This is a genomic window from Candidatus Villigracilis affinis (genome assembly GCF_016705895.1).
In the GTDB taxonomy this organism is placed as follows: domain Bacteria; phylum Chloroflexota; class Anaerolineae; order Anaerolineales; family Villigracilaceae; genus Villigracilis; species Villigracilis affinis.
The window spans coordinates 116,872-142,463 of sequence record NZ_JADJKT010000025.1; the positions used below are offsets into that span (position 1 = coordinate 116,872).

24 protein-coding genes and 3 pseudogenes are annotated in these 25,592 nt (G+C 52.5%); 3 read left to right on the forward strand and 24 right to left on the reverse strand.

The genetic code is table 11. From position 1 onward, the window contains the following. Positions 1-2: 2 nt before the first annotated feature. The 3 genes from IPI86_RS11825 to IPI86_RS11835 are packed head-to-tail and all read left to right on the forward strand — an operon-like array spanning position 3 to position 3,249. Positions 3-1,646 carry a pyridoxal-phosphate dependent enzyme gene (locus tag IPI86_RS11825; RefSeq protein ID WP_345298214.1) on the forward strand — a complete coding sequence of 548 codons (1,644 nt, stop codon included), beginning with the start codon at positions 3-5 and terminating at the stop codon, positions 1,644-1,646. 14 nt (positions 1,647-1,660) lie between these two features. Further along, positions 1,661-2,050 (forward strand): response regulator, encoded by a 390-nt coding sequence (locus IPI86_RS11830; protein WP_345298215.1) that lies wholly within the window; start codon positions 1,661-1,663, stop codon positions 2,048-2,050. 20 nt (positions 2,051-2,070) lie between these two features. Next, positions 2,071-3,249: a threonine synthase gene (locus IPI86_RS11835; protein ID WP_345298216.1), complete on the forward strand. Its 1,179-nt coding sequence runs from the start codon at positions 2,071-2,073 to the stop codon at positions 3,247-3,249. A gap of 44 nt (positions 3,250-3,293) precedes the next feature. On the opposite strand, the gene IPI86_RS11840 is transcribed toward IPI86_RS11835, so the two are convergent. The 24 genes and pseudogenes from IPI86_RS11840 to IPI86_RS11955 all read right to left on the reverse strand — a co-directional run. Then, positions 3,294-4,187: a quinate 5-dehydrogenase gene (locus IPI86_RS11840; protein ID WP_345298217.1), complete on the reverse strand. Its 894-nt coding sequence runs from the start codon at positions 4,185-4,187 to the stop codon at positions 3,294-3,296. Between the two features lie 50 nt (positions 4,188-4,237). Beyond that, entirely contained in the window at positions 4,238-5,371 is a 1,134-nt protein-coding gene (locus tag IPI86_RS11845; protein ID WP_345298218.1) for an SPFH domain-containing protein, read from the reverse strand. Positions 5,372-5,407: 36 nt separating this feature from the next. Beyond that, complete coding sequence (locus IPI86_RS11850; protein ID WP_345298219.1) at positions 5,408-6,046, reverse strand: MBL fold metallo-hydrolase; 639 nt, start codon at positions 6,044-6,046, stop codon at positions 5,408-5,410. After that, the gene (locus tag IPI86_RS11855; protein WP_345298220.1) at positions 6,039-7,166 is read right to left on the reverse strand and encodes an MFS transporter; all 1,128 of its coding nucleotides are present in this window, start codon (positions 7,164-7,166) and stop codon (positions 6,039-6,041) included. Before IPI86_RS11855 ends, IPI86_RS11850 begins: the two co-directional genes overlap by 8 nt. Positions 7,167-7,181: 15 nt before the next feature. Beyond that, positions 7,182-7,961: an alpha/beta fold hydrolase gene (locus tag IPI86_RS11860; RefSeq protein WP_345298221.1), complete on the reverse strand. Its 780-nt coding sequence runs from the start codon at positions 7,959-7,961 to the stop codon at positions 7,182-7,184. Further along, entirely contained in the window at positions 7,958-8,392 is a 435-nt protein-coding gene (aroQ, locus tag IPI86_RS11865) for a type II 3-dehydroquinate dehydratase (protein ID WP_345298222.1), read from the reverse strand. Before aroQ ends, IPI86_RS11860 begins: the two co-directional genes overlap by 4 nt. Positions 8,393-8,444: 52 nt before the next feature. Further along, a complete protein-coding gene (aroB, locus tag IPI86_RS11870; RefSeq protein ID WP_345298223.1) occupies positions 8,445-9,959 on the reverse strand; it encodes a 3-dehydroquinate synthase in 1,515 nt (504 codons plus the stop codon). A gap of 82 nt (positions 9,960-10,041) precedes the next feature. Next, positions 10,042-11,217: a chorismate synthase gene (aroC, locus tag IPI86_RS11875; RefSeq protein WP_345298224.1), complete on the reverse strand. Its 1,176-nt coding sequence runs from the start codon at positions 11,215-11,217 to the stop codon at positions 10,042-10,044. Between the two features lie 49 nt (positions 11,218-11,266). After that, positions 11,267-12,139 carry a shikimate dehydrogenase gene (gene aroE / locus IPI86_RS11880; RefSeq protein ID WP_345298225.1) on the reverse strand — a complete coding sequence of 291 codons (873 nt, stop codon included), beginning with the start codon at positions 12,137-12,139 and terminating at the stop codon, positions 11,267-11,269. 5 nt (positions 12,140-12,144) lie between these two features. Next, on the reverse strand, positions 12,145-13,422 hold the full coding sequence (gene aroA, locus IPI86_RS11885) for a 3-phosphoshikimate 1-carboxyvinyltransferase (RefSeq protein WP_345298226.1): 1,278 nt from the start codon (positions 13,420-13,422) through the stop codon (positions 12,145-12,147). 64 nt (positions 13,423-13,486) lie between these two features. Next, positions 13,487-14,344, reverse strand: a complete 858-nt coding sequence (locus IPI86_RS11890; RefSeq protein WP_345298227.1) for a prephenate dehydrogenase — start codon at positions 14,342-14,344, stop codon at positions 13,487-13,489. Then, the gene (aroF, locus tag IPI86_RS11895) at positions 14,331-15,365 is read right to left on the reverse strand and encodes a 3-deoxy-7-phosphoheptulonate synthase (RefSeq protein WP_345298228.1); all 1,035 of its coding nucleotides are present in this window, start codon (positions 15,363-15,365) and stop codon (positions 14,331-14,333) included. The genes IPI86_RS11890 and aroF (IPI86_RS11895) overlap by 14 nt, the downstream gene beginning before the upstream one ends. A gap of 119 nt (positions 15,366-15,484) precedes the next feature. Further along, positions 15,485-16,544 (reverse strand): annotated as a pseudogene (aroF, locus tag IPI86_RS11900) (3-deoxy-7-phosphoheptulonate synthase). Between the two features lie 91 nt (positions 16,545-16,635). Continuing rightward, positions 16,636-17,008 (reverse strand): annotated as a pseudogene (gene aroH, locus IPI86_RS11905) (chorismate mutase). 267 nt (positions 17,009-17,275) lie between these two features. Continuing rightward, complete coding sequence (locus IPI86_RS11910; RefSeq protein WP_345298229.1) at positions 17,276-17,578, reverse strand: antibiotic biosynthesis monooxygenase; 303 nt, start codon at positions 17,576-17,578, stop codon at positions 17,276-17,278. Then, a complete protein-coding gene (gene trpA / locus IPI86_RS11915; protein WP_345298230.1) occupies positions 17,575-18,354 on the reverse strand; it encodes a tryptophan synthase subunit alpha in 780 nt (259 codons plus the stop codon). The genes IPI86_RS11910 and trpA overlap by 4 nt, the downstream gene beginning before the upstream one ends. A gap of 10 nt (positions 18,355-18,364) precedes the next feature. Further along, positions 18,365-19,618, reverse strand: coding sequence for a tryptophan synthase subunit beta (trpB, locus tag IPI86_RS11920; RefSeq protein ID WP_345298231.1), 1,254 nt, complete (start codon positions 19,616-19,618; stop codon positions 18,365-18,367). Positions 19,619-19,672: 54 nt separating this feature from the next. Then, positions 19,673-19,813: a hypothetical protein gene (locus IPI86_RS11925; protein ID WP_345298232.1), complete on the reverse strand. Its 141-nt coding sequence runs from the start codon at positions 19,811-19,813 to the stop codon at positions 19,673-19,675. Then, positions 19,810-20,289 (reverse strand): phosphoribosylanthranilate isomerase, encoded by a 480-nt coding sequence (locus IPI86_RS11930; RefSeq protein WP_345298233.1) that lies wholly within the window; start codon positions 20,287-20,289, stop codon positions 19,810-19,812. Before IPI86_RS11930 ends, IPI86_RS11925 begins: the two co-directional genes overlap by 4 nt. 56 nt (positions 20,290-20,345) lie before the next feature. Beyond that, the gene (gene trpC, locus IPI86_RS11935) at positions 20,346-21,143 is read right to left on the reverse strand and encodes an indole-3-glycerol phosphate synthase TrpC (RefSeq protein ID WP_345298234.1); all 798 of its coding nucleotides are present in this window, start codon (positions 21,141-21,143) and stop codon (positions 20,346-20,348) included. A gap of 37 nt (positions 21,144-21,180) precedes the next feature. After that, positions 21,181-22,794 carry an anthranilate phosphoribosyltransferase gene (gene trpD / locus IPI86_RS11940; RefSeq protein WP_345298235.1) on the reverse strand — a complete coding sequence of 538 codons (1,614 nt, stop codon included), beginning with the start codon at positions 22,792-22,794 and terminating at the stop codon, positions 21,181-21,183. A 99-nt stretch (positions 22,795-22,893) separates the two neighbouring features. Continuing rightward, on the reverse strand, positions 22,894-23,946 hold the full coding sequence (gene trpS, locus IPI86_RS11945; protein ID WP_345298236.1) for a tryptophan--tRNA ligase: 1,053 nt from the start codon (positions 23,944-23,946) through the stop codon (positions 22,894-22,896). Positions 23,947-24,057: 111 nt separating this feature from the next. Next, a complete protein-coding gene (locus IPI86_RS11950; protein ID WP_345298237.1) occupies positions 24,058-24,861 on the reverse strand; it encodes an anthranilate synthase component I family protein in 804 nt (267 codons plus the stop codon). 32 nt (positions 24,862-24,893) lie between these two features. After that, positions 24,894-25,592 (reverse strand): annotated as a pseudogene (locus tag IPI86_RS11955) (hypothetical protein); the annotation flags it as partial.

A 25,592-nucleotide genomic window follows, 5' to 3' on the forward strand; every position in this document is an offset into this window, starting at 1 on the left:
ACATGGCCAAACCACAATTCCTGCAATGTGCCATTTGCGGCAACCAACAACCCTACGAACCCTTTGTCCCTGCTGTTTGCAAATCATGCGGGTCACAATGGCTTGAAGCAAAATACGATTACGAAGTCTTCAAGCGCAACATCCTGCGCGGATTGCCCGACCGCCCAAGAAACTTATGGCGTTTTCAGGATGTCCTGCCGCTTGAGAATCCCGCCGCTTTGGATCTTTACCCCGCAGGCGGAACGCCGCTCTGGCTTTCACAGCGCTTCGCGACCAAGCTGGGGCATGATCGGGTGTATTTCAAAGATGAACGCTACGGCCCGACAAGTTCTTTCAAAGACCGTCAGGCCGCCGTTGCGGTCGCAGCGATGAATGAAAACAATATCCGTGAAGCGGTCATCGCCTCCACGGGAAATGCGGCGGTGGCCTATGCCGCCGCCTGTGCACGAGCTGGCATAAAACTTTGGGTATTCATGACCAGCCTGGTGCCGCAGGAAAAACTGCGCGAAGCCGCCCTCTTCGGCGCGGAAGTGATTCGCGTCAGCGGCAATTACGACCAGACCAAACAGATCGCATCGCAATTCGCACAGCGCCGAAACCTGCACCTTGACCGCGGCGCAAGTTCCATCGCCGCCCGTGAATCGATGAAGACCATCTCTTATGAGATCGTCGAACAACTCGGCTGGCGCGCGCCCGATTGGTACATTCAAGCCGTCAGCGGCGGGATGGGACCGCTGGGTGTATATCAGGGTTTCAAGGAAATGTTCGACATGGGCCTGATCGACCGCATCCCCAAGATCGCGATCATTCAAGCCGAAGGCTGCTCACCGATGGTCAAGGCCTTCAAAGCCGATAAAGAAATAGCCGAGCCCGTTGTACCCGATACACGTATCATCATCCTCTCCACTGGCGACCCAGGCAAAACCTACACTTATTTGTATGGCATCCTCAAAAAGCACGGCGGCACCATGGAATCCGTGACCGATGCCGAAGCCTTCGACGCCATGCGCTCCCTCGCTAAAAGTGAGGGAATGGCCGTCGAACCCGCAACAGCCGTCGCCTACGCTGGACTCGAAAAGATGCTGCGTGAAAAGATCATCAGCAAGAGTGAGACTGTGGTCGTCAACTGCACGGGCCACACCTTCCCCGTCGAAAAACATGTCCTCGGCGATCAATGGGCTGTGGATGTTCACCTCAGCAAAGACCAATCCCCCGCCCCGCAGGAAGGTCTGCAAGCCGCGCTCGAAAACCTGGATGAGAAAGTCACCACCGTTCTCCTGGTGGATGACAACTCCGATGATGCGCTGATCATTCGCCGCCTGCTCGAAGGGAAGAAATCCTATCGCGTTCACCATGCCAAAGACGGCTGGGAAGGACTCGCCATGGCGCGTCAGCACCTGCCTGACCTGATCGTCAGCGATTTGACCATGCCCGGCATTGACGGGTTTGGTTTCGTGGAAGAATTGAAACTCGACCCGCGCACGAAAGATATTCCCGTTGTGGTCGTCAGCGCAAAAGATATCACCACCGAAGAACGTCAGCGCCTCAACGGACATATTGAAGCGTTATATCAAAAAGGTTCATTACCCACCCGTAAATTCGTGGATAAAGTCATTAACGTCATCGAAGATAAAAACGGGGCCTAAAGGAGAATACGAGCATGGGAAACAGCGTTTTATACATTGAAGACAATCCAGACAATATGATGCTGGTGAGGCGTGCCCTTGAATCGCGCGGATACAAACTGCTACAGGCCCTCACGGGTATTGAAGGCGTCAGCAAGGCCGAAAACGAAGAGGTGGATTTGATCCTTTTGGATATCAACCTGCCCGATATCGACGGCTATGAAGTGGCGCGCAGAATACGCACCAGCGACAAAAAACACGCCCTCACTTATGTGCCGATCATCGCCGTAACAGCCAATGCGCTTAAAGGTGACGCAGAAAAAGCACTCTCCGCAGGCTGCGATGTGTACATGTCCAAACCGATCAACATTCGCGAGCTATGGGCGCGCGTGGAGGCATTTGTCCCTTCACCCAATTCAAAATAAATATTTACAGGTAGTTACTTGTGAAAACATCCTATCTTACCGATCTGACTTGTTCGGATTGTGGAAGATCTTTTTCCATCAATGAAGTTCATACCTTTTGCCCGGATTGCCAATCCACCCTTATTTCAAATTACGACCTGAATGCAGCCCGCAGCCATGTGGATCGTGATGAGATTCATGCGCGCCCCAAGGGGATGTGGCGCTGGCATGAAATGCTCCCCGTGCAAGACCCTGAAAATATCGTCACTCTCGGAGAGGGCGATACTCCGTTATTACATCTTCCCCGCGTTGGAAACGAACTCGGCCTTTCCAATTTTTTCGTAAAAGACGAGAGCAGCAACCCCACAGGCTCCTTCAAAGCCCGCGGACTTTGCGCCGCGGTTTCCCGCGCCAAAGAACTCGGTGTCAAGAAAGTTATCATCCCCACCGCAGGCAATGCGGGCGGAGCCATGGCCGCTTATGCCGCGCGCGCTGGTTTGCAAGCCCTCATCTATATGCCCAAAGACACTCCCAATGCGAACATTCAAGAAAGCCGCATCGCAGGCGCGGAGGTCATCCTCGTGGAAGGACTCATCAGCGATGCCGCTGGCATGGCTGGGGTGAAGGCGCGTGAGGAAGGATGGTTCGATGTCTCCACCTTCAAAGAACCCTATCGCGCCGAAGGCAAAAAGATCATGGGCTACGAACTCGCCGAAGCCTTCGATTGGACCCTGCCCGATGTGATCCTCTACCCCACTGGCGGCGGCACCGGCCTTGTTGGCATGTGGAAAGCCTTTGCTGAAATGGAAGCCCTCGGCTGGTTGAAGGATGCAAAACGTCCGCGCATGGTTTCGGTACAGGCGGAAGGCTGCGCCCCGATTCCCAAGGCCTTTCATGCAGGCGCTTCCTTCTGTGACTTTTGGCTGGGTGCCCAAACTGTGGCATCTGGCTTGCGTGTGCCAAAAAGCTTCGCCGACCGTATTATCCTTGCCAATATCCGCGAAAGCAACGGCACGGCTGTTGCAGTCAGTGATGAGGCCTTGATGCAAGCCCAGAAAAAACTCGCCGCCCTGGAAGGCATCTTCGCCGCCCCCGAAGGCGCCGCATGTCTGGCGGCGCTTGAAGAATTGATAAAACAAAAATGGGTTCAGCCCGATGAAAAGATTGTCATGTTCAATACGGGGTCGGGGTTGAAATATCTAGACTCGGTGACGAAATAAGACAGTAGTCGGTAGACCACAGACAAATGGTCTACCGACTACGATTAGTTCAATTGCATTACGTTCGGTTTCAATCCCAACTCATCAATCAATCCATTCAATTCATCATCGGTCAAGCGTCTGCCTTTGCCTGCGTAGGCGGTGAGCATGGCTTCGGTGGTGTTTGTGCCGAATGAGCGGCCGTCATAGCGCGGAGTTGTGGTGATGACCGTTTTCACGCCGCGCTCTTTGAGCAGGGCGATATTGTCTTCGGTGGTGGTATTTGTCACCACGGTTTTGCCTGCGAGGTTTTTCGGCATATATTTTCGCATGAACAAAAAATCGCCTGCGATCAGGTCGGATTCTTCGAAATACTTCACATATTTCGGCTCATGCTCCGCGCCATCACTGCCGTAGAAGATCATGCTCATGGGAAAGTGACTGACAATGGGCAACATGACTCTCGCAACCCGCTTGAAAGCAGGAATTCCATATAGCGGGATCGGAACTCCCAGCGCCACCATCAGATCACCTGACACGATTCGGTCGGAGACCTCGCCAACGGCTTCGGCCAACCCGAGCCGATCGACAGCCACAGGGACGAACGCCTGCTTGAAGCGGACCTCTCCCAGCGTGGACTTTGCCAATTGAAATACGCGCCGCTCCAGGGTGTGCTTGAGGCCGCGACCGTCGCAGAGTGGAGTCTGCTTGACGCCAGAGACAAGTTTCAGCGCGGCATGAAGCGGATATTCCCTTTGGTCGAGTCGCAGATACAAATCCACGCCACCGACGCCGAAGGCATCCACTTTGCCATCGAGATCGAGATACATCTGGCGCGCCTTTGCCATATCGCCATCGGTGCCGATGCGCTCCACTTGAATCTCGACACCATTGAGATTGACCGCCACGCTTTTATCACGCTTAGAACTTCCCAGGCTGATGCCAACGGCTCGTTTCATGTTCTACCCTAATAAAAAATATCGGGGTGGAGTAATTCCACCCCGACCAATTATGGATTTACGTTGAATGTGGGCAATGTACCGTTCGAGAAAATCAAATTCGGGAAGACACCTTCCTGAGTGAAGATGAATTTATCCGTGGGTTTGATGGCAGCCGCATTTGCCAGAGCGATTTGCAAAGCAACGAACGACGGATATTTTTCATACAACGCAGCTAACGCAAGTTCTTTGGCGATATCGACCAAAGCTTGTTCATCGGCTACTTGTTGTTGAAGGTTGGTCAACTCCAACTGTGCTTCCGTATTGACCTTTTCCTGTTCGATCACGGCAAGTTCAGCTTCCAATTGTTGACGTTTGATATCCTGCAGGATGGCTTGCTGTCTGGCTTCTTCCTGCAATTTGGCTTGATCCACCCGAATGCGGCCTTCTTCAACTGCCTGTTGGGCAATGGCTTCCTGCTTCGCTTTCTCGGCATCCTGCTTGGCTTTTTCAGTAGCCAAACGGCTTTGGACGATGGCATCCAACCCAGCCTGCACTTCCGGTGAGATCGTAATCTGCGGCACAGCCACATTGCGCACTTCAAGCCCCAGAGGTTCGGCCAGGCCGCTTAATTCATCATCGATACAGGCACGCAGGTCATCGCGTCCCGAGCCAATGACGGCTTCGTCAAACTTCTTGTCGCCCACGCAAACCTTCATGGCTTGCAGGGTAAATGCCGTCATACGCTGTTGGAGCGATTCGTCATTCAAATAAATATTTCGATATCGCGAATAATTGGAGATGACAATATCAGCCTCCCGCGGACGGAACACATCGGCGGTGACTTCCAGCCCAATGCGCTGTTTGTCAATTGTGATCAACTCAGGGTCATCTACTGTGATGGCGACTGCGCTGGTTGTAATCTTGACCAGATCTACAAATAGGCCAAAGTCGTATGCAATACCAGGTTGCAGCACACCCTGAATTTCACCCGCCTCAATTGTGACTCCAACCTGATCATTCTCGATCACTTCAAAATACCAAAATGATTTACTCACATTGGCAAGCACAGCAATAACGATGACCCCGAGAATCAACCCAACAAACCAGCCTGGAATTAAAGAGAGAAAGGATGGTCTTGGATTGGATGGGGGCGTTGAAGGTGCAGAATTCGATTTTTGATTTTGAGCATTTGGATTTTTCATTTTTTCATCTCCTCACTTTTTCAGATTATACAGGAATTAATTTAAACCCACAAAAGGATTGTACATTTTTTCGTGTCCTACTGTCGTTTCAGGTCCATGACCGGAAAGCAGGCGGGTCTCATCAGGCATGGTGAAAATCTGTGTGCGGATGCTATTCTCCAGCGTGGCAAAATCGCCGCCGGGCAGGTCGGTGCGGCCCACACTGCCGTTGAAGATCACATCGCCGCAAAAGCAGATATTTTCCTTTGCAACATATAAAATGCAATGGCCTTTGGTGTGCCCCGGCGTGTAACGCACTTCAAATTCATTCGAGCCGAGTTTTAGAATCATGCCTTGCACAAAATCAATGGTCGGTTCGGGGCCAGGGTCAATATTCAAACCGAACTTCGCGCCGCCGCCGCCCGCCCGCCAGAGAACATGGTCATCGGGGTGCAGCGCCACATGCGGCAGCGGATTCAAGGCATCGGCAATGGCAGCCGCGCCGCCGATGTGGTCGAAGTGCGCATGCGTATACCAGAGATGACCGATGCGCCAGCCGCGCTTCTGCGCCTCTGCCAGAATGATATGTCCATCCCAGGATGGGTCAATGACAACGGCCTCTTTTGTATCGGGGTCAGCCACCAGATAAGCATTGGTTTGCGCAGGGCCAAGGGTGAAGGAAACGATCTCAAGCATGTTGTACCTTTCGATAGGAAAAAATAAATGTGGACATCATCGCCAGCGCGATCAAACCCATCGCCAGCGGATAGATCAAGAATGGGTCAATCACAAAAAGATAACCAGCCAGCGGCGGCGTGAAAATGAAAATGGTCGCGTTGACCGTTTCAAGCGTGCCATACATCAAGCCCATCTGCGATGGATGCACAAGCTCGCGTCCCTGCGCTTGCGCCATTGGGCGAGCCGCGCGGAAACCGCCCAGCAGAAAATATCCCAGCATGAAAAGCGGTAGACCGAAGCCTTTCCACATGATCAACGCAAAAAGCATCACCAAAACCTGCGCATACAAAAATCCTTTGCGCGGGTCGAGGCGGCTGAAGCCGATGGCAAACAGCGCATTCCCCAACGCGCCCGCTGAAAATATCCATCCCGTTTCACTCAGCGAGAATTTACGAACGCCTTCCAAGAAATTCGGCGTGAGCGGCTGGGCTAGATACATGGCAAAAACGGCAAACCCAACCATGCCCAAAAACGAAATGAATCCACGGTTCTTCCACAAATTAATGGGCGGGGCTTCAGGATCGTGTTTATCAAGCGGCTGTTTTTTGATGAACAAAATACTCGCAACCGAAAAAATAAAAATCCCTGCAGCCACAAGATAACTCATGCGCATGCCGTAATGATCACCGATCCAGCCGCCTGTCACAGGGCCAAGCGCCATGCCAATATTGAAAGAGGCCGACACCAGCGAAAGTGCGGTACCCACTGGCATGTCACCGCGCGCGGCAGTGACATAACTGCTCAACGGCGAAGAGACAAAAGCGGTCAGACCATAGCCGAACAAACCCACCAGGTAAAAAGGCAGAGCGGTCGAAATTCCCATCGTGAACGCAGAAGCGAGTCCCAAAATCCACGCAGAAATCAGCAAAGGCCGCCTGCCGATGCGGTCCGCCAGATAGCCGCTCGGCATATGCGTGACCGCGCTGAAAAAACCGAATGTCCCAAGCGCCAACCCAATTTGCTCCTCACCCAGCGCAAACTCCTTGCCCAGATAGATCGGGACAAAGTTGAAGAACATCCCTTCGCCGATTCCCCAAAACAGAAGGGATGTCACAACAAACGTCAGATTTCGATTCAAAGTTTCCTCTTGGAATTATGACTGGTTTTCAACTCTGCGGATAAAATCCCGCGCCGCTTCAAACACCTGATGACGAGCCGCATCACGCGTAACGACATGGCCTGACCCAGTCACATATAGCTTTGTCTTGTCTGGAGCATTTACCAGCCCTGCATAAATCTTTTCCATATTCTCAGGCACCACATACGCATCATCTCTGGAATGGATCAACAACGCAGGGACAGTCACTTTCGGCAAAGCTGTATGCATTTTATCCAGCAGAATTTTCAATTCCGCCGCCGAGCGGATGGGATTCAGCGGATACGAAATATGTTCTTTGTAGGCTTCCTTGTCAAACCAGCCTGCACCGGGCTCTCCTTTAGTCTTTGGAAGATATGTTTTGAAATAACTATACAATTGGATTTGCCACGCGGGGTGTTCATCTGGCATCATATATGGCGCGGATATAGTCACAATCCCCTTCACATTCAACCTTGTAGACATCAGCAAAGATAACGCCCCGCCCATCGAAAGCCCAACAAAATAAATATGATCCGCTGCACCGCGCAGGAGATTGTAACCATCTTCAACAGAAGCAGTCCAATCGGTCCAGCGCGAACGGACCATATCTTTGGGGCGGGTTGCATGTCCTGCCAGCCGCACACCGAGGCAGGTAAAACCAAGTTCACGGTTTAGGTATTCCCCCATCCAACGCATTTCCTTGGGCGTACCCGTGAAACCATGAATAAGCAAAATGCCTGTACGACTACCAGGCAAAAAAAAGGGTTCAGCAGTTTGTATGGTTTGAGTGTTCACACCTTGATTATATCAACGAGCCCACGCAAACCCAATTCATACGAACGCCAGCCAAACCCGCTTACCTTGCCCTTGCACACCGCTGAAACCAACGATGTATGTCGAAACTCTTCACGCGCATACACGTTCGAAAGATGCACTTCGATCACAGGGATCACGATCGCAGAGATCGCATCGCGCAGCGCAACCGACGTATGTGTGTACCCGCCAGGGTTGAACACCACGCCGTTCGCCCACGTCCGCGCATCGTGCAGAGCATCGATCAACGCACCTTCGTGATTCGATTGCAGGCAAATCACTTCCGCGCCCAACTCTTCTCCCAACGAAATCATCTTTTCGTTGATGTCATCCAACGTCATCGAACCATACACTTCCGGTTCACGCGTGCCAAGCAAATTCAAATTCGGGCCGTGCAAAAGTAATATTTTCATGATTCCTCACTTTGACGATAGACCACAGACAACGGACGACATGGTCAATGGTCTATTGTCCGTCGTCCAAAACCGATTCCAAATCCGTCACTTCCACCAACTCCACTCGCCCGATCTCAACAGGCAAAGCAAAGCGAATGGCCTTTGCAGTTTTCTTTTTATCCACCCGCATCGCGCGGATGATTTCTTCACGCGGCATCGCTTCGGGGATTTGGATGGGCAGCCCCAACGACTTGAACGACTCAGTCACCGCCTCGACCAACCCGTCACCTGCCAGCCCGACCCGAGCAGCATACTTCGCCTCAGCCACTGTACCGATGGCAATGGCCTCTCCATGCCGCAGCTTAAACTTGCTGACAAGTTCCACCGCATGCCCAACCGTATGTCCCAAATTCAACGCCGCACGGATTCCTTTTTCGTACGGGTCTTCCTCAATGACTTTGATCTTCACCGCCATCGCGCGTTTGACAACTTCTTCGAGATTATTTTTCACCCAATCCAACCCGCGCAAGCACAAGTTGAATAATTCAGGGTCAGAGATAATTCCATGCTTGACCACTTCCGCCATGCCAGAGATCAACTCTGCTTCGGGCAGTGTGCCAAGCAACTGCGGGTCGGCCAACACCAGTTTCGGCGGATAAAACGCGCCGATCAAATTTTTTCCTTCGGGCAAGTCAAAACCTGTCTTGCCGCCAAGCGAAGCATCCACCATCGAAAGCAAAGTGGTCGGCACGCCCACCCACGCAATTCCACGCATATATGTGGATGCGGCAAAGCCAGCCATATCACTGAGCACCCCGCCGCCAAGGGCAATCACTGTGCTTTTACGATCCAATCCGTTTTCGAGGAAGGATTTCCATAAAAGTGAAATGGTTTCCAGATTTTTATGTTCTTCCCCCGCAGGGATAATGACGGCCTTCGCCTGCAAGAGGTTTTGCATCTTCTCAAGATGAAATTTCGCCACGTTCTCATCCGTCACAATGATGGGATTTTGCATGGGGAAGTTTGTCAGGTCGGAAACCTGACCTACGATTGCATCGTACTCCCCCATCGCGGAGAGATGATGTCGTCCCAGCACAACTTGCGCATGATGAGCATTTTGCTCCGCAGTTTTTCCGTCCACATGGATAAGCATGGGGAAAGAGTTGTAATGTTCCGCACGCTTCGCAAGCAATGAGGAAAGTTTCTCGCGCAAGTCGCCAGCCAGCAAAGGACGATTCCCAGACTCATAATGCAACCGCTCAAGCAAAGTGGACAACTCTGCCATCAGCAGCAGAACCTTGCCATTGCTTTCAACGAAATTACGATTTTCGTCACGCAACAAAGCACCGCCGCCGAGGGCAACGACACTTTCTTTTTCATGCAGCAGGTTTTTCAACGCCGCAGATTCAAGGTCACGAAAGGCAGTCTCACCCTGTTTTTCCATGATCTGCGGAATGGATTTGCCTGCATTTGTTTCGATCACGCGATCAAGGTCAATGAATGGCAGTTTGAGATTATGGGCAAGTTTTTTCCCAACTGTGGATTTACCTGTCCCAGGAGGGCCGTAGAGGAAGATGTGTTTCATAGGTCTCCATCCGTCATTGAAGGATGATTGCCCGACGAAGCAATCAAATAGGGATTTACTTGTGGACTCGCATGAGAATTAATTATTCCCAAAAAATATGTGGAATGTTGTCCATCGGCAAATCTTCGAGGGTGGCTTTTCTCAGAGATTCAAAACGCGGTTTCATTTCGTTGAGCGAGTCACCGCCGAGTTTTTCGAGGAGAGCATCTGCCAGAACGAAGGCAACCATTGATTCGAGGATCGGCACGGCACGCGGGACGGGACAAAAATCGGAGCGCTCATATTTGGTGGGAGATTCTGTCCCCGAAGCAAGATCAACTGTCGGCTGGGGAAGAAGCGTGGTGGCTATCGGTTTCATCGCCGCGCGGATGATGATCGGCTGTCCATTGCTGATTCCGCCTTCGGTTCCGCCTGCGCGGTTGGTTGAACGTTGAAGGTCGAAGGTTGAAGGTCGAAGGTTGATTGGGTCATGGGCTTGTGTGCCAATTCGTTTGGCATTCTCGAATGCGTCACCAACTTCCACGCCTTTGATGGCTTGGACGGACATAATGGCGAGTGCGAGTTTGGCTTCGAGGCGGCGATCCCATTGGACAAAACTGCCGAGGCCAACAGGAACATTGAGCGCAACAATTTCAAGCACGCCGCCCAATGTGTTTTTGCCGTGAATGGTCTTTTCGATTTCAGCACGCATTTGACTTGCAGATGATTCGATCGGGCAGCGCACATCGGATTCTTCGGCGCGAGTGAAGCGCTCTTCAAAAGGCATATCTCCAAAATCGGTTTGCACCTCGCCAATGGACGAGACATACCCGCCAACGATGATCCCAAACTGCGCGAGAAAATGCTTGCACACCGCCCCAGCGGCTACGCGCATCGTGGTCTCGCGGGCAGAAGCACGCTCAAGAGCGGGGCGCAAGTCTTTGTATCCGTATTTGACCGCACCTGTTAAGTCCGCATGGCCGGGGCGCGGCGCGGTCATCGGTTCGATGGCTTTGCCCTTCCATTTGACATGGTCATCGTTTTGCACGAGCAAGGCAATCGGCGCACCTGTGGTCTCACCGCCCATCACACCGCCGAGGATTTGTACGATGTCTTTTTCGATCTTCATTCGTCCGCCCGAACCGTAGCCTTGCTGACGGCGGGCAAGTTCTTTGTTGATGATTTCAATCGTGAGGGGAAGCCCTGCGGGGAGGCCGTCCAGAATGGTTGTGAGCGATGGTCCGTGGGATTCACCTGCGGTGAGAAAGCGAAGTGGCATAGGGTCTCCGAGTAGTGAGTGATAAGGGTAAAAGATGAAAAAGAAAGAATTAAGGTTGAACAGCTTGGTAAAGGGTTTCGCGCGGTGGATTGTGATCTGTCCATATTTCAAAAGCGAGGGCGGCTTGTTCGATGAGCATGCCCAAGCCCGTCGTGGCGTACAATCCCTGTGCGCGAGCATCTTTCACCAATTTTGTTTCGCGTGGATTGTAGACTAAATCGTAGATAAGTGCGTTCTCTGCAAAAATTATATTTTCAGGCAATGGTGAGGTTTCGATGTTTGGGGTCATTCCCAAAGGTGTGGTATTGACGATAAGAGCAAAAGAGGAAAGATTAAAGATGAAAGATGAGTACTCCACAACTCGTACTTCGAGATTCGCAAAAGAATCTGCAAGTTTTTTGGCTTGTTCGATTCTACGAGCAACGAGAGTGACGTTCCATCCGTCATTACACAGGGCGTAAACAACTGCTCTTGCTGAGCCACCTGCGCCCAAGATAATAGCTGATTTGCGCTTCCCAATTCCCAACTCCCGACTCCCAATAAACTTCTTCAAATCGGCAAGAAAACCCGGCGCGTCTGTGTTATCACCAACGAGTTTGTTCTCTCGCATATAAATGGTATTGACTGCGCCAATAGCTTGGGCAGTGGGTGTAAGTTCATCCATCAACTCAATGACATTTTGTTTATGCGGAATGGTGACGTTGAGTCCTGTAATTTCACCTCCGCGGACGCGGGCGAGCAAGTCTTTCAATCCCTGCTTGTCTTCGGGGGGAATGGAAAATAAGGAATAAGTTCCCTGTAAGCCGCAAGCACTTAAAGCAGCAGCGTGAATCTTCGGTGACAGTGAGTGTCCGAGCGGATAGCCGATGAGACCAAGTACAAATGATGAATGATGAGTGATGATTGATGAAGGTTCAGGCATAATAATTAGCGCAAGGTTTCTAACACTTCAAAGAAGTTCGGAAATGTTTTCGAAACACAGGATGGGTTTTCGATGGTGACACCGTCAAAGCGCAAGCCGATGAGAGAGAATGCCATTGCCATGCGGTGATCGTTGTAGGTTTGAATGTTGGCAGGTTTGAAAGTTTGGCATGGATGGATGGTCATACCGTCTTCATGTTCTTCGACTTCTACTCCCAGCCGTTTAAGTTCGGTGCAGGTTGCGGATACTCTGTCAGTTTCTTTGACTCGCGCAGAAGCAATACCCCGAATTCTAGTCGGTGATGAAGCGAAAGGAGCAATGGCAGCGAGGGTCTGAGCAGTGTCGGGAATGTCGCGCATGTCCACATCAACACCGACGATGGATAATCCCTGCGGGCCGTAGACCGTAATCGAGTTATTAGCTTCTTCCACTTCACATCCCATTTGTTTCAATACATCGAGAAATGCAATATCGCCCTGTACAGATTTGCGCGAGATATTTTCCACTTTGACGGTTCCACCGCAGATGGCAGGGGCGGCGAAGAAGTAGGATGCGGCGGAGGCGTCTGACTCAATTGGGTAATTAGTAATTGGTAATTGGTAATTAGAAGGTGAAACCTTGAAGGCTTGATAACCACTGCGTTCAATTTCAACGCCAAAGTCTTTCATTATGGAAATAGTCATGTCCACGTAGGGTTTGGAGTTTAGGTCAGTGGTGAGTTCCACTTCGATGGGAGATTGGGCGTAGGGAGCAACCATCAGCAAAGCCGAGAGGAATTGAGATGAAATATCTCCTGCAATCTTTGTCTTTCCACCACGCAAACCTGACGCAGTTATTTTTACTGGCGGACAAATCTGCTTTCCGCCTTCTGCCTTCTGCAACGGCTGAATATCGCAACCTAACTGCTCCAACGCCTCCACCAAATCCCCTATCGGACGTTCGCGCATGCGCGGCTCACCATCCAGGATGTATTCGCCATTGCCAAGAGTCAGAAAAGCGGAGAGGAATCTCGCGGCGGTGCCTGCGTTGCCAATGAAGAGTTCGGCTTTCTTTGCAGGGATTTTTCCGCCCATGCCTGTGACGGTCATTGAGTGATTGGCTTCATCGAGTTGAACATCAAAGCCGAGGGTTTGCAGGGCTTTGGCAAAGTAACGCGAGTCATCGGAGAAGAGGGCGTTGGTGAGGTGCGTCGTGCCGTTTGCGAGGGAGGCAATGAGCAAGGCGCGGTTGGTCAGTGACTTGGAGCCAGGCACGCGGACGGTGGCGGAGAGAGGGCGAGACAAAGGATGAATGCGGAATGATGAAGGATGAATGGTCATAAAGTGGTGAGTGGAAAGTAGAAAGTGGTCAGTTGCCAGTGAAGGATTGGTATTTGGCTTGTGCGTCGTTGAGAAGAGATTCAAGCTTTGCGAAATCTTCAGATGACAATGCGGCTTCGATCTCTGCCAGTTGACTTTGCATTCCATGCAGAGCGTTTAATACATTCTCGCGATTGGATTGCAATACACCCAGCATCATGGATGAAGATGTGCCTGCCAACCGACTTGTGGATTTAAAGCCTGGGCCGACGAAAGGAGTCACATCTGCGGGGGTGGTGAGTGCAAGCGCAGATGAAATCAAAAATGGCAAATGACTTGTGGATGCAAGGATGCGGTCATGTTCAACGGCATCCAGCGTTTTGCCTTTTGCGCCGAGGGCTTCGATGATCTGATTCGCGGCGGAGATGGCTCGTGAAGAAGTTCGTTCCAACGGTGTGAGCAAAAATGGTGCAGCGTAGTAAAGCGTTCTCTCAGCATTTGCCAGCGAAAGTTTTTCCTTGCCGCAGATGGGATGTCCGCCGATGGGGTCGAAGCGTTCGGGGAGTTTGGACATCGCTTCGACCACCAATCGTTTCGTTGAACCCATGTCCATCACGATGCAAGAGTTTGGTGTGAACGTTGGCAACTGCTCAAGCAGAGTCAAGATCGCGGGGACGGGCGCGGACAGGATGACAAGGTCCACTTCGGGGAGGAGCTTGGCAGGATCACTGTCAGCGTAGTCCACGATATGTTGGGACAGAGCAAGCTCGAGCGTGGGAAGATGCGGGTCAATTCCGTAGAGCGCGGCGCATTTGCCGCGTAATCCCAATGCCAGCGAGCCGCCCATCAAGCCTAATCCAATGATGGCGATCTTGGACTCTGCGAGATTAAAGTCAGGCTGTGGCATGTTGAGGAACGAGACTGCGATCGACCGCTTCAGCAACCGCTTTGACCTGCTTCACCATTTTGGCAAAGGCTTCAGGTGTGAGGGATTGCTTGCCATCGGAGATGGCGTGCGGCGGATCTTGATGTACTTCAACGATAAGACCGTCGGCACCTGCTGCGACACCTGCTCTGGCGATGGATTGGACATATGCGGAGTCACCTGTGGAGTGACTCGGATCAATGACAACGGGAAGGTGTGTGAGTTTCTTGAGGACGGGTACGGCATTGATGTCGGTGGTGTTGCGGGTGGCAGTTTCAAAAGTGCGGATGCCGCGCTCGCACAGGATGACGCGGTGATTGCCGCCGTTGAGAATGTATTCGCTCGCCATCAGCATTTCTTCGATGGTGGCAGACATGCCGCGTTTGAAGAGGACGGGTGTGCGGGTTTCGCCGAGGGCGCGGAGGAGATTGAAGTTCTGCATGTTGCGTGCGCCGAGTTGGAAGATGTCTACATATTTTTCCATCATCTCGATCTGCGACACCGCCATCACTTCGACGACGAGAGGCAAGCCAGTTTTCTCGCGGGCTTCTGCCATGTATTCGAGACCTTCTTCACCGAGACCTTGAAAGGCATACGGCGAGGTGCGCGGTTTGAAGACTCCGCCGCGAAGGGCATTCGCGCCCGCTTCTTTGACGGCTTGCGCCACTTCGAGAATTTGTGTGCGTCCTTCCACAGAGCAGGGACCGGCAATGATGGGAACTTCCGTGCCGCCGATGGTGAAACCGTTGAATTCGAAAACGGAATCCTGTTCGTGGAATTGACGTGAAGCGAGTTTGTACGGTTTGGAAATACGCTGCACTTCGAGCACGCCTGGGAAGGCTTCGAAGGTTTCCTTGAGAACGTAATGTCCATCGCCGACTGCGCCGATGATGGTTTGCTCCACGCCGAAGATGGGATGGGCTGTGAGTTTGTGGCCTTCAACGGCAGCAATAACTGCGTCAATTTGTTCGCGGGGTGCACCGGGGTGCATGATGATCATCATGGTGAGTAAATCTCCTAAATACAAAGGTTGAATTATGAAGGATGAAGTAAATATATTGCATGTTCCGTTGTTTACTTCTCACTTCTCGTTTTTTACTGATTACTCACTGTTACTGCTCTTCACGCCCAACCCTGTTTCAACGGCTGGATATCGCCTTGCACGGTCGCGAGGTTGCGGCCCATGATCTGCGCGATCTGGCCGACTTGTTTGACCATCGCCGCGAAGGCTTCGGGCTTGAGCGATTGCTTGCCATCAGAGACTGCCTTGGCAGGGTCGGGATGGACTTCAACGATGAGACCATCGGCTCCAGCGGCAATGCCCGCACGCGCAATGGCGGCGACATAATTTGCAAGACCCGTGGAGTGGCTTGGGTCAAGAATGACGGGCAGGTGGGTCAGGTTTTTCAAAACAGGAATGGCGTTGATGTCGGTTGTGTTGCGGGTGGACGTTTCAAAGGTGCGGATGCCGCGCTCGCACAACATCACGCGCTGGTTTCCCCCAGCCAAAATATATTCAGCAGACATGAGCAGTTCTTCGACCGTGGCGGAGAGTCCGCGCTTGAGCAGGACAGCCGTGCGCGATTCGCCGATGGCACGCAGCAGGTTGAAGTTCTGCATGTTGCGCGCGCCGACCTGCAGCACATCCACGTATTTGACCATCACATCCAACTGCACCTGTGACATGATCTCAACGACGATGGGCAATCCCGGTTTTTTCGCGGGCTTCAGCGAGCAGTTCGAGGCCTTCTTCGCCGAGTCCCTGGAAGGAATATGGCGACGTGCGCGGCTTGAACACTCCCCCACGCAACGCGGACGCTCCCGCCTCTTTCACAGCGATGGCTGTTTCAATGATCTGCGAGCGACTCTCCACCGAGCATGGTCCCGCGATCACGGAAACTTCATTTCCGCCGACGGAAAATCCGTTCATGGAAATGACCGAGTCTTCGGGGTGGAACTGGCGTGACGCCAGTTTGTACGGCTGGGTAATGCGTTGGACAACGTCCACGCCATCGAGGCTTTCGAAGCGTTCCATTGGGATGTTGTGCGTTTCGCCGATGGCGCCAATGATCGTCGCTTCGACTCCCTGTGAAAGATGGACGTTCAGTCCCGCCTCTTTGATGGATGCGATCACTGCTTCCACTTGCTGCGGTGTCGCGTTGGCTTTCATAATTATCATCATGGTGGTTTCTCCTAGTCAGTTACAAGTTTACAAGTTGCAGGTTGGAAGGTTTTCAACATTCAACATGCAAACCTTCTAACTTTCAAACGTTCTATTGCGCGGCTACCAAATCAGGTCGTAATCTGACCGCGTCTCGCAAGTACACATGCTTGATCTCACTTTGCGGGGTTTCCGTATTCCAATGCACAAGCACACGGATGGCTTTGGGCAAACTGCCAGGGCACGGGGATCTCGCGGGCACACATCATCGGAACCATGCTCCATCCCATTTGACGGGCAGCCTGCGCGGGGAAGGTGGCGGCGAGGTCTTCCGTCACTGTAAAGATGGCGCTGCCAACATCTTCGGGCGTCATGCCTTGATTCTCTTTTATGATGGCTTCAAGCAATTCCCGCGTTGCCTGAAGGATCAAGTCTGGTTCATCCTCTGCAACGGTGGTAGCGCCGCGAATTCCACGTGTGGGCATATATTCTTCTCCTATTGTCCCCCTTTCCCTCTGGGATAGAGGATGGGGGTGAGGGTAATAAAAAAGAGCGAGGCCGTTTGGCCTCGCTCTTTAGTTACAGATTTTTCTGTCTACTTAAGCGCAACCAGCGGCAACCGAGCGGAGGCCGTTAAAGTAATACGCAAAATAAAAGCGGACAGAAGCTAACATATTGGGCGCTATTCTATGCGTGTCACTCAAATGCGTCAAGGGGGAATTTCCGATTACGCAAGGCGGCGGGTGGAGATTCTATTTTGGATTCTCGAAGATCATCTCGTAATGTTCAACCGCTGGAAATGGATCGTAGAAGTGATGCAATCGTTTCTTCCACTCTTGATATTCATTTGACCCGCGAAACCCAACCGTATGGGCTTCCACTGTCTCCCATTGGACAAGTAACAAATAACGATTTTGTTTTTCCAAACAATGCTGCAACTGATGCGAAGCATAACCAGCCATGCTGGCAATAATGGACGATGCTTCTACAAACGCCGATTCAAATTCTTTCTCGCGACTTGGAATTACATCAAGAATTACCACTTCGAGAATCATTTCTTCACTTCCAATAACGCGCTTCGGAACTCCGCCGCAAACTGCTTCGCTGTTTCTACAGGCTTTTCACTACTCCCGATCAATTTCACACACGCCGACCCGACAATGACTCCATCCGCGAGTTGACCAACCTGCTTGGCTTGCTCAGGCGTGCCGATTCCAAATCCCACGCACACAGGCACGGACGTATGATCTCGCACACGTTGAATCAAATCGCCAAGTCCATCTGAAATGGCAGTACGCGCACCCGTCACACCAGTAACCGAAACCAGATAAATAAATCCCTTCGCATTGCGCGCAATGGATTCCATGCGCTCATTCGGCGATGTCGGCGCGAGCATTTGGATCAACGGCATATCCCCCACCAAAGATTGAAACTCACCCGCCTCTTCCAATGGCAAATCAGGAATGATAAATCCATCCGCGCCTGCTTCACGCGCATCGTGGACAAATTTCTCCAGTCCATACGCCAGCATGGGATTGAAATATCCCATCAAAATAAATGGAATGGTCACGCCGCGCTTGCGCAACTCCGCAACTGCCGCGAGTGCCTTCTTGACTGTAATTCCATGTTCCAAGGCAACTTGCGTCGCTTGCTGAATCACAGGCCCATCCGCCAGCGGATCGGAGAAGGAAAGCCCCACCTCGATCAAGTCCGCGCCGTTTTTGGCGAGCGCTTCGATCACATCAATGGATGTTTCCAAGTCAGGATAGCCCAAGGGATAATAGGGCATGAAGATCGGTTTGTTTTTGAAAGCGTTTTCGATTCTGTTCATAAGTTCCTCGTTATGAAGGCAGGGTAACTAAGCGTTTGGCGGCATGGCGTGACCACAAGTTCCTAACCCAAATTCGTTTCCCAATTCCTTTAATCACAGTATTCAAATCCTTATCCCCTCTTCCCGAAAGATTGACCAAAATCACCTGATCCTTCCTCATCGTCGGCGCGCGCTTGATAACTTCCGCCACGGCATGAGATGACTCCAGCGCGGGGATAATCCCTTCGGTGTGGCACAAGGTTTGGAATGCGCTCAATGCTTCCGTATCCGTTGCGGATGTGTAAAATGCGCGTTCGCTATCTCGCATCATCGCGTGCTCGGGGCCAACGGCCGCGTAATCCAATCCCGCAGAAACAGAATGTGTCTCGGCAATTTGACCATCTTCATCCTGCAAGACATAAGTTCGCGTTCCGTGAATGACACCCACGCGTGCTTTGGTTGCATCGCCAAATCTCGCGGCGTGTTTGCCTGAAGCAATTCCGCTTCCACCCGCTTCGACGCCGATCAACTCAACGTGTTCATCATCCACAAATCCACTGAAGACACCGATGGCATTTGACCCGCCGCCCACACACGCAATTACCGTATCGGGCAAACGCCCCACATCACGCAGCATTTGTTCGCGTGCTTCAATTCCGATCACCGATTGAAACTCACGCACGATGGTCGGGTATGGGTGCGGCCCCAGCGCCGAGCCAAGCAGATAATGCGTGTCACGCACATTCGTCACCCAATCGCGGATGGCTTCGTTGATGGCGTCTTTCAATGTCTTCGTGCCTGACTCAACAGGGCGCACTTCCGCGCCAAGCAATTTCATGCGGAAGACATTCGGTTCCTGCCGCGCAATGTCCACGGAGCCCATGTACACCACGCATTCGAGTCCGAGCAATGCCGCAGCGGTGGCAGATGCCACGCCGTGCTGCCCTGCCCCAGTCTCGGCAACGACGCGCTTCTTCCCCATCCGCTTGACGAGCAATGCCTGTCCCAACGCGTTATTGATTTTATGTGCGCCCGTGTGCGCCAAATCTTCGCGCTTCAAATAAATTTGCGCGCCGCCCAATTGTTCCGATAATCTTTTTGCATAGGTCAACGGCGTGGGTCTGCCCACGAACGACGCCAGCAAGCCTTCAAATTCTTTTCTGAAGGCAGGGTCTTTTTGCGCATCCACGAATGCCTGCTCCAACTCGATCAGCGCGGGCATCAATGTTTCGGGCACGAACTGTCCGCCGTAGGGGCCGAATTTTGGGGGTAATAATGTTGTCATAAGTTCTCCTTGATTGGATTGGACGAACATTTGACATGTGGTCTATCGTCCATTCTAATGGTCTTTGACTGCCTTCACAAACGCCTTCATCTTGCTCGCATCTTTCTTGCCTGGGACTGATTCCACGCCAGAGGCAACATCCACGCCCCAGGGTTTGACCTGCCGCACCGCGTCCGCAACATTCTCGGGAGTCAATCCACCCGCCAGCAACAGCGGATATTTTTTTGCAACTCCGCCGCCGCTGACCAATCTGCTGTGACGCCGCTTCCGCCGTAGACACCTTTGACTGCGGCATCGACCAACAAAGCAGGTGCATCATTGCGCTCATAGCCAGTGATATCTGATGGAATTCCGCGAAAGGCTTTGAATGCTTTTCCATTGAAGTGACTCAAGCATTTCGGGCGTTTCATCACCGTGGAGTTGAGCAAGGTCAAGATGGCAGGTTTCCAAATATTCTTTACTTCATCCACGGGTGAATTTACGAATACTCCGACAAGTTTGATTTGCGGATGTTCTCGCTTCAAAACGGATGTTATTTCTGCACAAGTTTCCTTCTCAATAAAGCGCACGCTCTTGGGATAAAAATTAAATCCCAAATAATCCGCGCCTGCTTCAATGGCAGCGAGGGCATCATTCAATGTTTTGATTCCGCAGATTTTTATTTTGGTCATAAGGTTACAAGTCGAAGGTCAAAGGTTGAAGGTCATAAAAGACTTTAGACCTTTGACTATTGACTCTCCATTCCAGATAATTCACGAACCTTCGCAGGGATATCATCCGAAGTAACTAATGCTTCACCGACGAGGATGGCGTCAATGTTGATATTGGCTAACCGTTCTACATCAGCGGCGGTGAAAATTCCGCTTTCGGCGACGACGGCGATTTCGGGGGAGATCATCGGGCGGAGGCGTTCGGTGGTGGCGAGGGAGACTTCAAAGGTGGCGAGGTTGCGGTTGTTGATGCCGATGAGTTTTACATCTTTCAACTTCAAGGCTCGCTCGGTTTCTGCTTCGTCGTGGACTTCGACCAATGCGGTCAATCCCAAACTGAGGGCGCAGGCGTGCAGGTCGGCGAAGTGTTTGTCATCGGTCAATGCGGCGGCGATGAGGAGGATGGCGTCGGCGCCGTTGGCTCGGGCTTCGTAGATTTGGGATTCGTCGATGGTGAAATCTTTCGGAAGAGGGGCAATGTGTGATTGATGAGTGAAACGTAAATCGCGCAGTGTTTCAAGTTTGCCCATGAAGAATTTTTCATCGGTGAGGACGCTGATGGCGGCGGCGCCGTTTTGGGTGTAGATGTCTGCCACTTGGAAGAGGTCAAGGTGCGGGGCGAGAATCCCTTTGGAGGGAGAGGCTCTCTTTAGTTCAGCGATCAGGCTTGGGCGGGGTGCGAAGCGGCGGCGCTTGATTGCGGCGAGAAAATCTCGAGGCGCAGGACTCTGCTCCGCGGCGCGGCGTAATGCTGAGGCGTCGAGCGCCGCAATTTCCAATTTCTTTTGAGCGATGATTTTTTCGAGTATGTTCATGGGTAACGGATTGCCTTTGGCAAAGCGGATAAGCGGATTAGGAAACGGATTTTGAGTACTCAACGAGGGCGTTGAGTTTGGCGAGGGCGGAGCCGTTATCGAGCGCGGCGGTGACTTCCACAAGCGCGGACTTGAAATCGCCAGTTTCGGCGGCGAGAGCGCCAGCGGCGTTGAGCAGGACGGAGTCGCGGCGCGCGCCTTTGAGTTTGCCAGAGAGAATATCTCTCATCATCGCCGCGGATTCATCGGGCGTGCCGCCGCGCAGGTCTTCCATGGTGGCGAGGGCGAAACCGAATTCGGCGGGATCAAGATCATAGGTGTTGACCGCGCCATCTTTGAGGTGACTGATGCGATTGATGCCCGTGGTGTTGAGTTCGTCGGTGCCGCCTGCGCCGTAGATGATGAGCGCGGCGCGAGAACCGAGTTCCTTGAGAACATTGGCGAGCGGCTCGGTGAGGGCGGCAGCATAAACGCCAGTGAGTTGAATGTTCGCGCCTGCGGGGTTGGTGAGCGGGCCGAGGACATTGAAAATGGTGCGCTGACCGATCTCTTTGCGCGGGCCGATGGCGTGCTTCATGGCGGGGTGGAATTTTGCGGCGAACATAAAACCGATGCCGATGTTGTCGATGGCGTGGGCGATCTGATCGGGGGTGAGGTCGAGACTGACACCGAGAGCGGAGAGGACATCGGCAGAACCGCAGTGAGAGGACGCGGCGCGGTTGCCATGCTTGGCAACTTTGCGTCCCGTGCCCGCGAGGACAAATGCGGCGGCGGTGGAAATGTTGAAGGTGTGAGCGCCGTCACCGCCTGTGCCGACGATGTCGTAAATGCGTTCATCGGGATTTGCGAGTTTTACCTTGACCGCGTTGGCACGCATGGCGCGGACGGAGCCTGTGATCTCGGGGATGGTCTCCCCTTTCATGCGGAGCGAGACCAGATAGGCGCTGACCTGCGCGGGCGTGGCCTGACCTGTCATGATGACGTTCATCGCTTCTTCGGCTTCTGCGACGGTGAGGTCGGTGCGGTTGATGGTCTTGGCGATAAACGGCTTGAGCATGGACGGCTCCGCAGGTGCGGGCGGGGCGATCTTGATATCGAGAAAATTCTTGAGCAGTTGTTTGCCATGCTCGGTCAGAATGGACTCGGGATGGAACTGCACGCCGTAGGTCGGGTGCTGACGATGTTTGAGCGCCATGATCTCGCCTTCGGATGTTTGCGCGACAATTTCAAGTTCGGCGGGGATGGGTTCGTACACGACGAGCGAGTGATAGCGCATGGCTTCAAACGGCGAAGGAATGTCTTTGAAGACACCTTGTCCGTTGTGCGTGACGGGGGAAGTCTTGCCGTGCATGAGGCGCGGAGCGCGATCCACTTTGCCGCCGTAGACTGCGCCGAGGCATTGATGTCCGAGGCAAACGCCGAGCACGGGAATTTTGCCCGTGAAGTGTTTGATGGCTTCGGGGGAAACGCCGCCATCTTTGATGGGTTCGCCTGGGCCTGGGGAGATGACAAGATGGTCAGGCTTGAGGGCGATCAACTCGTTCAAGGAAATTTGGTCATTGCGAAAGACGCGAATATCCGCGCCAAGTTCGCCGAGGTATTGAACGAGGTTGTAGGTGAAGGAGTCGTAGTTATCTATAAGGGCTAACATGGTATTTCCTTCGGTTGGTGAAGGGGTGCCGAAGCGTATGAACAACAAGTGATGAAGAAGGCCTCGAACGGCCGCATCGCTACCTTCAACCACCGTTCCTTATTCTTCATTTCCAAAAATATCCACTTCATCAGCAAACAAATCCAATGAATACGATAAGCCAGTCACATCGCGGACGAGGGTCATGGTCTCTTTGGCTTCGGTTTGCATACGGCGGATTCCGTTGGCGAGGACATCGCGCGGGATGGTGGGATGGGCAAGGTAATACGCGCGTTTTTCGCGGATGGGTTCGAGGAAGGCGTTGATGGCTTTGGCAAGTTTTTCCTTGACTTCCACATCGCCGACCTGTCCCTTGCGATAACGTTCTTTGAGATCGTCCACTTCGGCGTAGGAGGGATTGAATGCGTCGTGATAGATGAAGACGGGATTACCTTCCACGGTGCCAGGGTCAGTGGCGCGCAGGCGTTTGGGATCGGTGTACATGCCTTTGACTTTTTCTTCGACGGTCTTTGCGTCATCGGATAAATAGATGGCATTGCCAAGGGACTTGGACATTTTGCCTTGTCCATCTGTGCCGACGAGCAAAGCACCATCACCGATGATGGATTCTGGTTCGGGGAAGATTTCTTTGCCGTAGAAGTTATTGAACTTGCGTGCCATTTCGCGGGCGAGTTCAACATGAGATTGGTTGTCACGTCCAACGGGGACAACATTCGCGCGCGGCAACAAAATATCCACGGCTTGCAGAACGGGATAGCCGAGCAAACCAAACGGCATGGAGTCGATGTTGGCGTCGCGTGCCATGTCTTTGAGCGTGGGCATGCGTTCGAGGCGCGGAACGGTGACCAGCATTTCAAAGAGCAGATTCATTTCGTAGGTTTCTGGAATTGCAGATTGCACAAAGATGGTGCTGACGTTCGGGTCAATGCCAACGGCGAGATAATCCAGAACGATCTCGCGGATGTAGGTTGGAATCTCTTTGATGTACTGCGGCTCGGGTTTGGTGGTCATCGTGTGCAGGTCAGCAATGATGAAAAAGGAATCATATTGATGTTGCAGGCGCACACGATTGCGAAGCGAGCCGACATAATGACCAAGGTGCAGGCGGCCTGTGGGGCGGTCACCAGTTAATAATCTAGGTTTCGTTGTCATAGGTAATTTCCTTTCTAAGGATGAAGGATGAATTATGAAGGATGAAAAAGTTCAAAAGAAGAAAGAGGAAAGAATGTGGAATGGTTTTATTCATCCTTCATCATTCATAATTCATCCTTGTTCTGCCGCGTCTATCGCTCTCAACATCGCGCTCGCCTTGTTCACCGTCTCTTGAAACTCGGTGGATGGGTCTGAGTCTGCGACGATGCCTGCGCCTGCTTGCACGCTGACGGTGTTGCCGCGCCCGACCATGGTGCGGATGGCGAGGCAGGTGTCCATGGCGCCGTCGAAGCCGAAGTAGCCGATCATGCCTGCGTAGGCGTTGCGTGCGTCGGATTCCAATTCAGCGATGATTTCCATCGCGCGGACTTTCGGCGCGCCGCTGACTGTCCCTGCGGGGAAGGCGGCTCTCACTAAATCGAAAGCGGTCAGTTCGGGGCGCAGAGTCCCTTCGACGTGGGAGACGATGTGCATGACGTGTGAATATTTTTCAACGGTGAAGAAATCAGAAACTTTGATCGTGCCATATTCGCAGACGCGTCCGAGGTCGTTGCGGCCGAGGTCAACCAACATCACATGCTCCGCGCGTTCCTTCGGATCGGCGAGCAGGTCTTTGGCAAGCGATGCGTCAGCGTTGGCATCTGCTCCTCGGGGGCGCGTCCCAGCGATCGGTCGGAGTGAAGCGGTTCTTCCTTCCAAACGCACAAACATCTCAGGCGACGATCCAACAATATAAAGCGGTTCATCGTCCACGAGTCCGAAATCAAAAAAGAACATGTACGGCGAAGGGTTGAGGCGGCGCACGGCGCGATAGACATCGAAAGGCTCGACATTGGTTTCGCGGCTGAAACGCTGCGAAAGCACCACCTGAAAAATATCGCCAGCAACGATGTGCTCTTTGGCGGCAAGCACCATCTCTTCAAATTTTTCGCGCGTGAGATTCGATTTTATTTCAGACGGCTTGACTTCAATTTTTGCGCGGCGGGCAGAGGCTGATGAATGCGCTCGGCGATGGCGTCCAATTTTTGATTTGCGGCTTCGGCGTTACCATCCAAAACATTTGCGATAAGGAAGATGGTGCGGCGCGCGTGATCGAATGCGACGATGGTATCGGCGAGCAAATAAATTCCATCGGGAATTTGAGCGCGGTTCATTTTCTCGCTGAGAGTTGGTTCAAAATAACGGACAGATTCATACCCGAGATAGCCCACCAACCCACCCGTGAAGCGCGGCGCGTTCGGCAAGTGGACAGCGGGAAAGCGGCTCATTTCATTTTGCAAAAAGATGGTCGGGTCGTCGTGATCGAGTTGGACGGTGCGTGTTTCGCCGTTCTCTTTGACCTCGACCTGACCATCGCGCAGAATATATTCCGCTCTGGGTTGGACACCGATAAACGAATAGCGCGCGATGCGTTCGCCGCCTTCGACGGATTCCAATAAAAAGGACGCGCCGTCGCCGCGCAGTTTGAGATACAAGCTGACGGGGGTTTCAAGGTCGGCAGAGACCTCGCGGATGATGGTTTGGACTTGGGTGGCTTCTAGTAACATAGGTGCTCCTTCGGAAATGCAGAATGATGAATGCGGAATGATGAATGACGATAGACCGCGGACGATGGACGATTTGATGGTCAATGGTCTGTTGTCTAT